General features: G+C 38.0%; 15 protein-coding genes. 2 read left to right on the top strand and 13 right to left on the bottom strand.

Annotated features, from left to right (window positions below):
• The 4 genes from sdaAA to HMPREF2603_RS04775 form a co-directional block, all read right to left on the bottom strand.
• Positions 1-870: an L-serine ammonia-lyase, iron-sulfur-dependent, subunit alpha gene (gene sdaAA / locus HMPREF2603_RS04790; RefSeq protein WP_070501968.1), complete on the bottom strand. Its 870-nt coding sequence runs from the start codon at positions 868-870 to the stop codon at positions 1-3.
• A 19-nt stretch (positions 871-889) separates the two neighbouring features.
• Complete coding sequence (sdaAB, locus tag HMPREF2603_RS04785) at positions 890-1,552, bottom strand: L-serine ammonia-lyase, iron-sulfur-dependent subunit beta (RefSeq protein WP_060803492.1); 663 nt, start codon at positions 1,550-1,552, stop codon at positions 890-892.
• A gap of 239 nt (positions 1,553-1,791) precedes the next feature.
• Positions 1,792-3,438, bottom strand: coding sequence for a fatty acid kinase catalytic subunit FakA (gene fakA, locus HMPREF2603_RS04780; protein WP_060803491.1), 1,647 nt, complete (start codon positions 3,436-3,438; stop codon positions 1,792-1,794).
• 12 nt (positions 3,439-3,450) lie between these two features.
• Positions 3,451-3,825: an Asp23/Gls24 family envelope stress response protein gene (locus HMPREF2603_RS04775; RefSeq protein ID WP_070501966.1), complete on the bottom strand. Its 375-nt coding sequence runs from the start codon at positions 3,823-3,825 to the stop codon at positions 3,451-3,453.
• A gap of 347 nt (positions 3,826-4,172) precedes the next feature.
• Here HMPREF2603_RS04775 and rpmB point away from each other — a divergent pair, with 347 nt between their 5' ends.
• Positions 4,173-4,361 carry a 50S ribosomal protein L28 gene (rpmB, locus tag HMPREF2603_RS04770; RefSeq protein WP_000517908.1) on the top strand — a complete coding sequence of 63 codons (189 nt, stop codon included), beginning with the start codon at positions 4,173-4,175 and terminating at the stop codon, positions 4,359-4,361.
• 197 nt (positions 4,362-4,558) lie between these two features.
• On the opposite strand, the gene HMPREF2603_RS04765 is transcribed toward rpmB, so the two are convergent.
• The 9 genes from HMPREF2603_RS04765 to HMPREF2603_RS04725 form a co-directional block, all read right to left on the bottom strand.
• Entirely contained in the window at positions 4,559-5,209 is a 651-nt protein-coding gene (locus tag HMPREF2603_RS04765) for a thiamine diphosphokinase (protein ID WP_060803490.1), read from the bottom strand.
• Positions 5,210-5,223: 14 nt separating this feature from the next.
• Positions 5,224-5,886 carry a ribulose-phosphate 3-epimerase gene (gene rpe, locus HMPREF2603_RS04760; protein WP_060803489.1) on the bottom strand — a complete coding sequence of 221 codons (663 nt, stop codon included), beginning with the start codon at positions 5,884-5,886 and terminating at the stop codon, positions 5,224-5,226.
• Positions 5,886-6,761: a ribosome small subunit-dependent GTPase A gene (gene rsgA, locus HMPREF2603_RS04755; protein ID WP_060803488.1), complete on the bottom strand. Its 876-nt coding sequence runs from the start codon at positions 6,759-6,761 to the stop codon at positions 5,886-5,888. The genes rpe and rsgA overlap by 1 nt, the downstream gene beginning before the upstream one ends.
• A 134-nt stretch (positions 6,762-6,895) precedes the next feature.
• On the bottom strand, positions 6,896-8,890 hold the full coding sequence (pknB, locus tag HMPREF2603_RS04750; protein WP_060803548.1) for a Stk1 family PASTA domain-containing Ser/Thr kinase: 1,995 nt from the start codon (positions 8,888-8,890) through the stop codon (positions 6,896-6,898).
• Complete coding sequence (locus HMPREF2603_RS04745) at positions 8,890-9,633, bottom strand: Stp1/IreP family PP2C-type Ser/Thr phosphatase (RefSeq protein ID WP_060803487.1); 744 nt, start codon at positions 9,631-9,633, stop codon at positions 8,890-8,892. The genes pknB and HMPREF2603_RS04745 overlap by 1 nt, the downstream gene beginning before the upstream one ends.
• 6 nt (positions 9,634-9,639) lie before the next feature.
• On the bottom strand, positions 9,640-10,734 hold the full coding sequence (rlmN, locus tag HMPREF2603_RS04740; RefSeq protein WP_060803486.1) for a dual-specificity RNA methyltransferase RlmN: 1,095 nt from the start codon (positions 10,732-10,734) through the stop codon (positions 9,640-9,642).
• A gap of 3 nt (positions 10,735-10,737) precedes the next feature.
• Positions 10,738-12,042: a 16S rRNA (cytosine(967)-C(5))-methyltransferase RsmB gene (gene rsmB, locus HMPREF2603_RS04735; protein ID WP_060803485.1), complete on the bottom strand. Its 1,305-nt coding sequence runs from the start codon at positions 12,040-12,042 to the stop codon at positions 10,738-10,740.
• Positions 12,042-12,974, bottom strand: coding sequence for a methionyl-tRNA formyltransferase (gene fmt, locus HMPREF2603_RS04730; protein ID WP_057511034.1), 933 nt, complete (start codon positions 12,972-12,974; stop codon positions 12,042-12,044). Before fmt ends, rsmB begins: the two co-directional genes overlap by 1 nt.
• Positions 12,967-13,455 (bottom strand): peptide deformylase, encoded by a 489-nt coding sequence (locus tag HMPREF2603_RS04725; RefSeq protein ID WP_060803484.1) that lies wholly within the window; start codon positions 13,453-13,455, stop codon positions 12,967-12,969. Before HMPREF2603_RS04725 ends, fmt begins: the two co-directional genes overlap by 8 nt.
• A gap of 189 nt (positions 13,456-13,644) precedes the next feature.
• Between HMPREF2603_RS04725 and HMPREF2603_RS04720 the strand changes: the two genes are divergently transcribed.
• Positions 13,645-13,935: a hypothetical protein gene (locus tag HMPREF2603_RS04720; protein ID WP_002480648.1), complete on the top strand. Its 291-nt coding sequence runs from the start codon at positions 13,645-13,647 to the stop codon at positions 13,933-13,935.
• Positions 13,936-13,979: the final 44 nt, after the last annotated feature.

The raw sequence follows: 13,979 nt of genomic DNA, 5'->3' as shown, positions 1-13,979 counted from the left end.
TTAATCACCAAATATTTGTTGTTTTAAGCGTTGGCCGGTTGGTGTTCCAGCGAGGCCGCCACGTCCTGTTTCACGCAGTGCAGAAGGCATCGTCTGCCCGATACGATACATTGCTTCTATCATTTCATCTGTCGGAATACGCGACGTCACGCCCGCAAGTGCCATATCCGCTGACACAAGCGCATTCGAAGCACCTGCCGCATTTCTTTTTACGCAAGGCACTTCAACTAATCCCGCTACCGGGTCACATACTAAACCTAGCATATTCTTCATACAAATTGCAAAAGCTTCAGCTGATTGCTGCGGCGTACCACCAGCCATTTCAACCGTTGCGGCTGCAGCCATCGCAGCGGCAGAACCGACTTCTGCCTGACAGCCGCCTGATGCACCAGAAATGGATGCGTTATTCGCAACCACAAAGCCGAATGCACCTGCTGTCAACAAGAAGTTCAACATATCACGTTGCGTAGGATTAAAACGATGCTTAATCGCAAATAATACACCCGGCACAACCCCTGCAGAACCCGCAGTCGGTGTCGCACAAATTTTTCCCATTGCCGCGTTCACTTCATTGGTCGCCACTGCTTTACTCACCGCATCTAATAAAATCGGACCTGATAAAGCTTGTCCGCTTTCTAAATATCTTTTAATCAGTACTGCATCGCCACCCGTTAAACCCGTTGTAGAAGTCACCCCGTTTAATCCTTCTTCTAAGGCATTTTCCATCGTTTTAAAATGATGCGACATCCCCGCATATACTTCCTCAGCTGTCGCACCCGTCACGTCCATTTCTTGTTCTAACATAATTTCATGAATCGCTTTGTCTTCAGTTTCACATCTCTTTACTAATTCTTCTACTGTTTGAAACATCTTATATCCCCCTCTCTTTCTAATCTTCCATTAAGGATACCGCTGTAACATCATTAACCATTCTAATTTGATCTAAGATAGCTTCATCCGGTCTTTCATCTAATTCACAAGTCATCAATGCAGAATCTCCTTTTTCTTTACGCGCAACTTGCATAGAACCGACATTAATACTGGCTTCTCCTAAAATATTCGTGACTCGTCCGATAGTTCCGAAGGTATCTCGATGAAAGACTAATAATGTTGGATAGTTACCTGAGATACTGATTGGGAAACCATTAATAGCGACAATTTCAATTTTGCCTCCACCGATAGAAACACCCTCAACAGATAACGTTTGATCACCTTTCGACATACTTAATACCGTCGTATTCGGATGCGGTTTATCTTCATGCATAGAAATAAAGTTAACAGTCATTCCTAATTCTTCTGCCGTCTGTAAACTGGTCTTGATACGGTCATCGTCTGTATCATAACCAAGCAAGCCTCCAACTAATGCAACATCTGTCCCATGACCTTGATAGGTTTCCATAAACGAACCATATAAATAAATATCGACACGGTCTGGCAAATCCCCGAATAATTCACGTGCAACCATTCCGATTCTGACTGCCCCTGCAGTATGAGACGATGAAGGTCCGACCATCGTCGGTCCGATAATTTCAAAGACGCTTTTAAATTTCATGTTAATTCCCCCTCGCATTAATTTTTGATTATTGCAACTATTTTAAATATTATAACAATTATCCTCGTAAATAAGCACTTATTTTTACACTAATCTTACAAAACTTTTGTATTTCATCGTTTTTGTCATGTACAAACTATAAGTTTTCTATATTTATGCTTACACACAGAAAAATCCACTTAGACCGCTTTAGTCTAAGTGAATTTTTTTATATACATTACTTTATATGATTTTCAACGTTATTCTACAGAGAATAAATATGGATAAATCGGTTGATCGCCGACTTGTTCATCGACTTCTGCATCAGGATAAGTTTCTTCTAACCATTCTGTTAATGCTTCAGTTGTTTCTGCATCAGCATCTTCACCTGTAATTACTGTAACAATTTCAGTTTCATCATCCATCATATCAGCTAACAATGCTTTCGCTGCTTCTATTTGTGTTTTCTGACTTGAAACAATTTTACCTTCTTTAAGGCCCATAAATTCGCCTTCTTTGATTTCTACACCATCAATTGTAGTATTACGTACAGCGTTCGTAATAGAACCAGAAGTCACATCTTCTAATGCTTGTGTCATATTTGATTGATTATCTTCTAATGACGCATCTGGTAGATATTGGAACATCGCCGCAATCCCTTGTGGAATAGATTTCGTCGGAATAACTACTGTTTCAGCTTCAACAATCTCAGCTGCTTGATCACTCGCCATTTGAATGTTTTTGTTATTCGGCAAGATAATAGCTTTTTTCGCGCCAGATTGTTCAATCACTTTAACGATGTCTTCTGTTGATGGGTTCATTGTTTGACCGCCATTAATAATAGACGTTGCACCCATTGATTTAAAGATATCTGAAATACCATTACCCATAGAAATCGCAATAATCGCAGTTTCTACTTGTGGTGTTTCATCGTTAGATTTTTGTTTTTCTTTATTGACCACATTGCGGTGTTGTTCACGCATATTTTCAGCTTTGACTTTAATCAATTCACCATACTCTTGTCCATAGTTGAAGACTTCACCTGGATGTTCAGAGTGCACATGTACTTTCACAATTTCATCATCATTGATGACAAGTAAAGAATCTCCGAATTTAGACATGTCTTCACGGAATTGCTGCTCATTGAATGGACGTTTATGTTTGTCAAAACGTACCATCATTTCCGTACAGTAACCATAGACGATATCTTCTGTATTAATGACACCATGGAAATCATGTTCGTCATTCACAAATGTTTCAGTATCTAGTTTTGGTTTTGTCGCTTCGACTTTTTCACCTTTCATCGCAATTAAGAAACCTTCATAAACACACATTAAACCTTTACCGCCACTGTCGACTACGCCGACTTCTTTAAGTACTGGTAATTGGTTCGGTGTGTTTTCTAAGGCAACCTGACCATATGCGATAATCGCTTCTAAGACTTCTACACAGTCTTCAGTCGATTGTGCTTTCTCAACACCTGCTTTAGCCGCTTCTTTCGCAACCGTTAAAATTGTCCCTTCTACCGGTTTCATCACTGCTTTATAAGCTGTTTCAATACCCGCTTCAAAGCTTTCTGCGAAGGCTTTCGCATCTAGTGTTTCTAAGTCTTCCATATTCTGACAGAAGCCTCTGAAAATTTGTGATAGAATCACGCCTGAGTTCCCGCGGGCACCCATTAATAAACCTTTAGAAAATGTCTTTCCTAAGGCTCCGATGTGATGTGAAGCATTTTGTTCGACTTCTTCTCTCCCAGAAGTCATCGTAAGATTCATGTTCGTCCCTGTGTCGCCATCTGGCACTGGATAAACATTTAATGCATTGACTAGCTCTGCATTATTTGATAAATTTTGTGCCCCTTGGATCACCATGTCGGCAAATAATTTACCATCTATTTTGCTGATCATCATGTCTTCCTCCTAATGTTTCTTGCCATAATTATTCATACGTACACCCTGTACATAAATGTTGATTGAATTGACTTTCAAATTTAAAGTTTTTTCCAAAGTATATTTAACAGTAGATTGTACATTATTCGCTACTTCAGAAATCTTAATGCTATAACTTACTATAATATACATATCAACGTCAATTGCTTTGTCATTTGAACGCACCACAATTCCGCGTGCATAATTTTCATGACCTAAAATTTCCGCAATGCCGTCTCTGACTTGTTGTTTGGATGCCATTCCGACAATACCATAACATTCTACGGCTTTACCACCTACTACTGAAGCGATCACGTCGTTGGAAACGTCAATATTGCCGTATTCATTGGTAATTTCTAATGTCATTATGAGTTCCTCCTTAAATATAGGTCTAATCAGTTATGATTTATGTTTTGGATTCATTACATACTATTATATAATGAATAACACAATTTTGCCTTTTAAATGCCGGATTTTACTCTTGGCTCATCCTTATAAAATCATTGCGTGGTTATAAGTCCACGTCGCCGCTTTTTAATAAAAACGCATACATAGACATTTACAAATTATAACACAATTTTGTTCCTTGTTTAGAATAACTTAAAATATTCTTGAAAGCTATAATTTTTGGTTGCCAATCTGAAAAATATATGCTAAATTAGGAAAGTATATCATAAGTCAGTGTGTTTATATTTATTAAAGGAGGTACTTTCATGGGTAAACAATGTTTCGTAACAGGTCGTAAAGCTTCGACTGGTAATCGTCGTTCACACGCTTTAAACTCTACTAAACGTAGATGGAATGCTAACCTTCAAAAAGTTAGAATCCTAGTAGACGGAAAACCTAAAAAAGTTTGGGTTTCTGCACGTGCTTTAAAATCTGGTAAAGTAACTAGAGTTTAATAAATATTAAGCACATGACAAAAACGACTCGTATGTGGCGGGTCGTTTTTTTCTTGTCTTAAAACAGCGATTTAGTCTTTTTAATGATATATTGTACGAAAAAACAGCGGATGATGGTTTGTTTATGCATCATCCGCTGTTTTTTATTGATGTGTTGTCATAAAGAAGGTTGTGTGTTTATTTGTATTCAACTCATTTTATAATGAATGTTGTGCATCTCTGCTTCTGATAGCTAGGATACCGCCAGATTCTACCTCGATTGTGCCTCGGTAAGCTGCAATTTCGTTTGAAATGGTTAAGGTTGAGCCTTGGTGGAGTGTTTGGTTTTGAAGCGGATATTTAAAGCCTGTCAGCGAAATCACTGTATTAGGTCTTTGCGGCACAAACGATACATAAGGCATATGCTTATCATACGTCATATGATATTCGCCTTTTTCTAAATATGAAATTTCATTATTCGTATCAATAATGCGAATCACAATACCCGCTTCTACATATTCAGGCACTTGCAGAAGTTGTACGGCACCTAAGAAATGATCCAGTCTGCCGCCTGTCGCACCATAAATATCAATTTCGTCAAAACCGCATTCCACTGCTTCTTTGACACCTAACCCTAAATCAGTATCCGCTTTTTCTGCTTTAACTGGGTTAATATCTAGCTTCGTTTTTAATTCAGAACGTTCCTCGTCCGTCACTGAATCAAAATCACCCAATGAAAAGATCGGTTCAATTTCATGTTCTATTAAAATTAAAGCGCCGCGATCAATACCGCCCCACTCTTCTTCAGATTTATCTTCTAATAAATGTTTCGGCAAATGACGATTGCCGCATAATAGATTAATTTTCATAGCGTCACCCTGCCTTATTCTGATGGTTGTGCTGTTGATTTCAATGCTTCTACAACAGATTGATAACTCGCTTGTTTAAAGAAATAAGAACCTGTCACAAGCATTGTCGCACCTGCTTCTACACATTTCTTACCAGTAATCGCGTTAATACCGCCATCCACTTCAATATCGAAGTCTAAATTAAATTTCTCTTTAAATGCTTGTAACGCAACCACTTTCTCTACACTGTTTGAGATAAACGCTTGGCCGCCAAAGCCTGGATTCACTGTCATAATTAATACGTAGTCTACATCATGTAAAATTGGTTCAATTGCGGCAACAGAAGTACCTGGATTAATCACAACACCTGCTTTAGCACCATGTGTATGAATCAGTTGGATGGCACGATGAATGTGCGGTGTTGCTTCGAAATGAACTGAAATCATATCTGCACCTTTAGAAGCGAATTCTGCGATATATGCTTCTGGGTTTTCAATCATCAAATGCACATCAATCGGTAAATCAGTACCCGCATTTACTGCTTCTAAAATAGGAAGACCAATTGAAATATTCGGCACAAATTGACCATCCATCACATCAAAATGTACACCGTCTACACCTGCTGCTTCTAGGTCTTTCAATTCCTGTTGTAAGTTTAAAAAGTCCGCTGATAAAAGGGATGGAAATACTTTAACCATTAATATCTTTCCTTTCGTGCTGCAATCTCTTCAAATAATTGTACATAATGCGCATAACGGAATTCCGCAATATTGCCAGCTTCTACTTGCGCTTTTACATTACATTTCGGTTCTTTCATATGATTACAATTTCTGAACTTGCAGTCTTGTCCGTATTCTTGAATCTCTAAAAAATAATCTTTTACTTCATCTTTTTGAATATGATCAAAATCAAGTGCACTAAATCCAGGTGTATCTGCCACAAAGCCACGCTTACGTTCAAACAACTCCACATGACGAGTTGTATGCTTACCTCGATTTAATGATTTTGAGATTTGATTCGTTTCTAATTGTAAATCAGGACGATAGGCATTTAATAAAGTCGATTTACCTACACCAGATTGACCGCTCAATACTGCTAAACCATCGCCCCACGCATCGAAAATCGCTTCGACATCGTCATCTTTTCCGACAAATTGCGTTTGATAGCCGATTGCTTGATATACAGCTAAATCTTTTTCTATCTGTGCGATTTGAGTCTCTGATGCCATATCTTTTTTCGTTACCACAATACGTGGTCTCAATTCATAGGAATGCGCAATGACTAAAAAGCGATCGACTAATTGTGTTGAAAAATTAGGTTCGACTGCACTCATCACAATAATTAAATGGTCAATATTACTGACAGGCGGTCTTTTCAATTCATTTTGACGTTCATGTACATGATGAATATAGCCTTCTGTCACATTTTCAATTTCAAAATCTACAATATCTCCGACAATCGGAGAAAATTTCTTCTTTCGGAATAGGCCGCGCGGTTTCGTATCAAAAAGCTTACCATCTGAGTCCACACGATACACACCGCTGATCGACTTGATTATACGTCCTGTTCTCACCGAGACACCTCTCTTATTTCGTTCATTTTCTCTAATACATTATACCAAACGTTCCCTTAATAAACGAACGGATTGAAACAAAGAAAATCCCATCTCAATTCAACTGAATGAATGAGATAGGATTTTGAGATATTTTAGTCATATGCGACGTCTTTATCTGCGACTATTTTATCGTCTACACGTACGGTATAACCGGCAGTTTTGCCTTTTTCGATTTTTAATGGAATTGAAATCGAACGGTTGCTGTTGATATGAAACGTTTGAACTGCTGAAGAACCGTCATGGTCTTTATCTCTGACAAAGACTTCTACTTTCTGACGTTCTTTATCTTCACCAGAATATGGCACTTGAACCGTTTGTGTCACATCTTTGACTGATGGATTGTCGTCAGCTTTATCTTCATCTTTACCATCATCTTTTCCTAATGATACGACAAACGTTACTGTAGAATCCTCATCAATAGATTTACTCTTAGGTGATTGCGAAATAATCTTGCCTTTTTCGACTTTATCACTGTGTACTTCTTTTTCTTTTACTGGTTTCAAGCCTTTATCTTGCAGTTCTTTTTCTGCTTTGTCATAGCTTTCACCTGTATAATCTTTGACATACACTTGTTTCACACCTAAAGATTCAGTCAGTACGATATGTGTATCATTAATCGGTACTTCGGTATCAGCCGCTATATTTTGGTTTTCAATCAAACCACGTTCTAATTTAGTCTTAGAGTAAGCTTGTTCTACTGAAATATGTTTGAAACCAAGTTCATCTAATAGCTTCAATGCTTCCGTTTTACTTGTACCGTATAAGTTAGGCATTTGTGCTTTTTGCGGACCTTTAGACAACACGATATTTACGGTGCCATGTTCTTCTACACGTTCACCTGGTGCTGGATCTGTTGTGATAATTTGATTTTCTTGATACTTATCACTATAAGCCCGTTTTGTTTTGCCTACTTTAATGTGATGTTCTTTTAAAATCTGTTCAGCTTGTGCTTCTGTTTTACCGCGCAAGTCTGGTGTTTCGATATATTTATTTCCTAATAAGCCGTACGCAATAAAGCTGATAAGACTGATTAACAATAACGCGAAAATTAACGCAAAGAAGAACTTTTTCTTTTTAGACCGACGTTTTTTAGGTACTTCGTAAACAGGTCCTTCTGTACTTTGGAAACGTTGTTGATTCACAATTGGAATTTCCATTGTTTGATGAATCGGTTCATTATCTTTAGTTTCTTTTGCGATTGCTGCTTTATCAATCGCGATGGTTTTAGTATCTGCTTCATCTGAAACATAAGGTGTTTCATCTTCACGACATTTTTCTAACGCACTGCTTAAATCACGTTGCATACTTTCAATATCTTGATAGCGTTTGTCTCTATCTTTTTCAGTCGCTTTTAAAATCACGTTGCTGAGTGCTTGCGGGATATTAGAACGGATATCTGTCGGGTTCGGCATTTGATCTTGAATATGTTTAATGGCGATACTGACAGCTGTTTCTCCAGTGAATGGCGGTTCACCGACTAACATTTCATATAAGACAATCCCGATTGAATAAATATCCGTACGTTTGTCTGTTGCTTCACCTTTCGCTTGTTCAGGTGAAAGATATTGCACAGTACCGAGCACATGGCTGGTTTGGGTCATGGCTGTTTCACTTAACGCTTTAGCAATACCGAAGTCTAAGATTTTTAATGTCTTATGTCGGTCTACTAAAATATTTTGAGGTTTAATGTCTCTATGTACGATACCCATTTCATGTGCATGTTGAATGCCTTCAAGTATCTGTTGTGCGAAGTTAACCGCTGTTTCAATACTTAAAGGACTATGTGTTTTTATATATTCGGAGAGTGTCGGACCTTCGATATATTCCATGACTAAGTAGAAATATTCGTGGTCTTCTCCGACATTTTTGACACTGACAACATTATCATGAGAGAGACGAGATGTATTATGCACTTCACGTTCAAATCGTCTCACCATGTCTTCTTTTTCATGTGGCGCAATATGAATCATTTTGACCGCAACTTTAGTTTCTAAGATCAAATCTTCAGCGAGGTAGACATTACTCATGCCGCCTCCACCTAAGAATTCTATAATTTTATAACGTTCGCTGATAGTTGAACCAATCATCATACGCGGTCACCTTCTATTTCTGCCAATACGAAGCTGACGTTATCGGTTGAATCATAGGCTTGTGCTAAATCTAATAAGGCTTGACCTTGTGTTTCTAGCGGTAAATCTTGATTCAATTGTTCTTGAATTAAATGCGGACGGACAAAGTCTGTTAAGCCGTCTGAATTTAATAATAAGTAATCATTGAAGTTCAAACGTTTCACATAGATATCTGCGACTACGAATTTATCTGTACCCATCACTTTGGTAATGATATTACGTTGTGGATGCGTAAAGGCTTCTTCTTCGGTAATTTGTCCTGTCATCACGAGATGATTGACAAAGGAATGGTCGCTTGTGATTTGTTCGATTTCACGGCTGTTGATGAGATAGGCACGAGAGTCGCCGATGTTGGCGATGATGACGCGCTTATCGTAAATCAGGGCGACAACTGTAGTGGTGCCCATGCCTCTAAAATCTTCGTTAGCTGCGGCGTAGTTATAGAGCTCTCGGTTGATGAGCTGCAGGGTGCTGCGCAGCCATTCTTCCGCTTGAGATTCTTCGACAAGGTTTTCTTGTTCGAAGAGTTCTTGGAAGCGGTTGACTACAAATTGACTCGCAACTTCGCCTGCTTTATGTCCGCCCATACTGTCGCATAAAACCAACAGCTGTTGATCAGTCATGTTGTAGAAGATGCCGCCAGCATCTTCGTTCTTTTCCCTATGGTGTCCTGTGTCTGTAAAAAATTGTGCATTTAACATAGGTTCCTACCTCGTTTCTACTTGACGTTCCTTCGCTCTTAATTGTCCGCATGCGGCATCGATATCTGAGCCTTGGTTACGTCTGATTGTCGCATTAATACCTAAACGTTTGAGTTCTTTTTCAAACTTAAAGATATCTTCTTTAGATGTCTTCACGTAATTTCTTTCAGGCACATGGTTCACTGGAATCAAGTTGACATGACAGTTCAAGCCTTGAATTAAATGTGCCAGTTCTCTCGCATGTGTAAGCTGATCGTTTACACCGCCGAATAAACCATACTCAAACGTAATACGACGATTCGTTTTTTCTTGATAGTACTGAATAGCTTCCATTAATTTATCAATTGAATATGCACGGTTGATCGGCATTAATTTAGAACGAATTTCATCGTTCGCCGCATGTAAGCTGACCGCAAAATTGATTTGGATTTCTTCATCTGCGAAATCATAAATTTTAGGGATAATGCCTGACGTTGAAACCGTGATATGACGTGCACCGATATTTAAACCGTTGTCGTGGTTTACGATTTTTAAGAAGTCCATCATTTCATCATAGTTCTCAAATGGTTCACCAATACCCATAATTACGATTGAAGAGACACGCTCATCTGTCGCATCTAAGGCTTTTTGAACAGTAAGCACTTGGGATACGATTTCTCCTGCTTCTAGGTTACGTTTCAATCCACCGAGTGTAGACGCACAGAATGTACATCCGATACGGCAACCTACTTGTGTTGTTACACAGACAGAATTACCATATTCATGGCGCATCAACACAGTTTCAATTGTATAACCGTCTTGTAATTCAAATAAGAACTTGATTGTCCCATCACGACTTTCTTGTTTAACGGCAGTTTCTAAAGTCGTGATAGTAAAGTTGTCTTTTAATAATGCGCGCAAGTCTTTAGATAAGTTTGTCATTTCGTCGATTGTATCGACACGTTTCTCGTAGAGCCATTCAAAGATTTGTTTTGCTCTGAATTTCTGTTGGCCATGTTCGACTAACCACGCTTGCATCTCTTCATAGCGTAGTGAATAAATTGATTGCTTTTCAAAATCAGGAAGAAAACGATTCTTTTTCTTCTTTTGAGGTGTAATCATGAATTAACTTTCCTTTCTTCTAATCTTTGTAATAAAGAAACCATCTGAGTCAAAGTCTTGCGGTAAGATTTGTAAGGTCTTTACTTCCTCTCCTGTTCTAGGATGTGGGAATGGTTCAAATTCAAAGTCTTTGTTTTGTTTTAAAAATGTATAAATCACATTTTCATTTTCCATCTGTTCTATTGTACATGTTGAATAGACAATCACGCCACCCGGTTTTACAGAATCTTTAATATTATTCATAATTTCTAACTGTAAGTCGACTAATCCATCGACCGTTTCCGGATTTTGTGTATATTTAATTTCTGGTTTATGGCGTAACACACCTAAACCGCTACATGGAGCATCCACTAAAATTTTATCATACTTTGCGTCATATGGCTTTGTCGCATCGTGTTGAAACGCTGTGACATTCTTTAAACGCAACTTACGAATGTTATGCTCAATTAAATCAATTTTATGCTCATGGATATCCGTCGCATCGACATGACCGCTGCCTTTTAATAATTCAGCAGTCTGACACGCTTTACCACCTGGAGCACTACAAGCATCTAAAATATTTTCACCTTCAACAGGTGCTAAGATTTCAGCTACAAACATAGAACTTTTATCTTGGATAGAAACATAACCATCTTTAAATGCACGGCTTTCTACTACTGGACGTCCTGACACATGTAAACAATAGTGAATATCGTAATCTTGTAATACTTCATAATCTTCTTTTTCTAAGCGTGCTATCGCATCTTCAATCGTTGTTCTATGTGTATTGACACGTACTGTTTGACCTGGTCGTTCAAGCAACGACTGAGCAATTGCTTCAGTTGTTTCTAAACCAAAGTGTGTCACCCAATGTTTAACAATCCACTTAGGCAAGCTGTACATAATCGCAATACGTTGTTGGTCATTTTCAATATCTGCAGGGTTTGGTAAATCACTGCGCATCATATTACGTAAAATACCATTCACAACTTTACTGTTATGCAGCCCACCACGTTGTTTAGTGATTTCAACTGCTTCATTGATAATTGCGTGATCTGGGATTTTATCTAAATATTGATATTGGTAGATACTCATCCATAGTAAACGGCGCATCCACCCTTTAATCTTCGTTTTTACGAAAGGCTTCAAATAATAATCAAGTGTATATTGATGTTTCAACGTACCATAGACTAATTCTGTTAATAACCCTTTATCCGTACGGCTCAATTCATTTTCTTTTAAAACTTCATTAATCTTTAAGTTACTGTACGCTTTGTCTTGGATAATTGCTTGTAATGTGTCAAATGCGAGTGTTCTCACTGTCTGCATTAATTTAATTCCTTCCCAACTAAGTCATCTTGGTAGCCGCTTAAGAAGTTCGCAGTCGGCATACGTTTTTTACCTGATAATTGAATATCTGTTAACGCAATCGCATCAGATGAACCTGTTCCGACAATGATTGCTTTCTTTGTCGTTTCAATAATTTCACCTGGTTTGCCTTCTTTTCCTTCTACTATATGTGCTTGATATAACTTCATATTTTTATCATCTAGTTTTGTATATGCCACTGGCCATGGTGATAAACCACGGATATGGTTGTAAATATCTTGTGCAGATTTTGACCAATCGATACGTTCATCTTCACGACTGATATTTGAAGCGAATGTTGCCTCTTCCTCATTTTGTTCAATACGTTCATTTGTACCATTAATAATGTCTGGCAAAGTTTTCGCAAGTAAATCTGCACCTAAGAAGCTTAATTTATCGTGCATAGAACCTACATCATCATTCGCTTCGATGTCAATGGCTTGTTGTGAAATGATGTCGCCTGCATCTAGTTTTGGTGCCATATACATAATCGTAACGCCTGTTTCTTTTTCGCCATCGATAATCGCTTGATGAATCGGGGCACCGCCACGGTATTTTGGTAATAATGAAGCGTGCACATTAATTGCGCCTAAACGTGGCGCATCTAACAATGCTTTCGGTAAAATTTGACCGAATGCTGCTGTCACGATTAAGTCTGGTTTTAAATCAATTAATGTTTGTAAATCTTCTGATTGTGAAATTTTTTCAGGTTGATAGACTTCAATCCCATTTTGTAATGCCACTTCTTTTACTGGCGGCGGTGTCATAACACGCTTACGCCCTACTGGACGATCTGGTTGTGTTACAACCGCAATCACATCTTCTTTCGCGATTAACATTTCTAATACTTTTGTGGAGAAATCTGGTGTTCCCATAAATATAATTCTACTCATCTTCTAAATACGCCTCCAATTCTTCTTCAGTCAATTGTTTTTCCATCTTATCTGTAAAAGGCACGCCATTTAATTGATCTATAATATGAAGAATCATGCGTGCAATATCATCATATGCGGTTAATTCTACTGTATTGCCTTCAACATCATTACTTTGAACGACAATCATTTGACTGCGTGTAACTGTCCCAAAGATATCTGGAAACGATACATCGCCTTCTAGTTCAGTCACTTTCGTTTCTGATTCACTGACAATACTTGGATTGATTAATTGAAGTAATCCGTCCGCTTCCATATCGATAATCGCTGCTTGTTGTGAAACCCCAATTTGTGGTGCACACAAAGCAGATGCTTCTGTTTCATATAAAGTATCCTCTATATCTAATAATAACTGTTTCAACTGACTATCAAACGTTTTAACATCCTCTGCTTGTTGACGCAAAATTGCGCTTGATGCAGACACTAAAGGTTTCACTGCCACATTCATCGACTCCTTAAAAAATTCATCTAATCATTATATCGTAAAACACTCAGAAAAGCGATACATCCACAAAAACAAACAACAAATTCCTAATAAAATTAAGATTTAAAACAAAACAAAATGGGTAAAGTATTAATATTGTATAAATTTAGGGTTTATACGCGTATTGATTAAAGGTGGTGAATATTCTTGGATGATATCACACGTGATCAGGCATTCATCGTTGCGGTGTTGTATAAATATTATACAGAAAAACGTAACGCTGACATGACACCTGAACAAGCGAATGATTTCAAGGATTCTTATTCATTACAAGAAAACTATTTCTGTGATAAGGATCGAGACCCATTCTTAGACGATTTGAAAGTCTTATTTGATAAAGGATATGTAGACGGTAAATGGGACGGCACTAAAATTAATGATGTTCGCTTATCAGACAAAGGCTTTGATGAAGTGAACACGAACTTATTAAGTAAATAGAACAAACAGTAAAGGGGTCGGGACATAAATGTTCTGACTTCTAA

Origin of the sequence: Staphylococcus sp. HMSC055C03 (assembly GCF_001809385.1) — a bacterium.
GTDB classification, from domain to species: Bacteria; Bacillota; Bacilli; order Staphylococcales; family Staphylococcaceae; genus Staphylococcus; species Staphylococcus simulans.
The sequence above is the reverse complement of the archived record's forward strand: the minus strand, read 5'-3'. Positions and strand labels throughout refer to the sequence as shown.

Coding starts and splice junctions, on each gene's coding strand:
- rpmB (WP_000517908.1), top strand. CDS start 4,173: ATGGGTAAACAATGTTTCGTAACAGGTCGTAAAGCTTCGACTGGTAAT.
- sdaAB (WP_060803492.1), bottom strand. CDS start 1,552: ATGAAATTTAAAAGCGTCTTTGAAATTATCGGACCGACGATGGTCGGA.
- rpe (WP_060803489.1), bottom strand. CDS start 5,886: ATGGTTAAAGTATTTCCATCCCTTTTATCAGCGGACTTTTTAAACTTA.
- HMPREF2603_RS04765 (WP_060803490.1), bottom strand. CDS start 5,209: ATGAAAATTAATCTATTATGCGGCAATCGTCATTTGCCGAAACATTTA.
- fmt (WP_057511034.1), bottom strand. CDS start 12,974: ATGAGTAGAATTATATTTATGGGAACACCAGATTTCTCCACAAAAGTA.
- sdaAA (WP_070501968.1), bottom strand. CDS start 870: ATGTTTCAAACAGTAGAAGAATTAGTAAAGAGATGTGAAACTGAAGAC.
- rsmB (WP_060803485.1), bottom strand. CDS start 12,042: ATGCAGACAGTGAGAACACTCGCATTTGACACATTACAAGCAATTATC.
- fakA (WP_060803491.1), bottom strand. CDS start 3,438: ATGATCAGCAAAATAGATGGTAAATTATTTGCCGACATGGTGATCCAA.
- rlmN (WP_060803486.1), bottom strand. CDS start 10,734: ATGATTACACCTCAAAAGAAGAAAAAGAATCGTTTTCTTCCTGATTTT.
- pknB (WP_060803548.1), bottom strand. CDS start 8,890: ATGATTGGTTCAACTATCAGCGAACGTTATAAAATTATAGAATTCTTA.
- HMPREF2603_RS04775 (WP_070501966.1), bottom strand. CDS start 3,825: ATGACATTAGAAATTACCAATGAATACGGCAATATTGACGTTTCCAAC.
- HMPREF2603_RS04745 (WP_060803487.1), bottom strand. CDS start 9,633: ATGTTAAATGCACAATTTTTTACAGACACAGGACACCATAGGGAAAAG.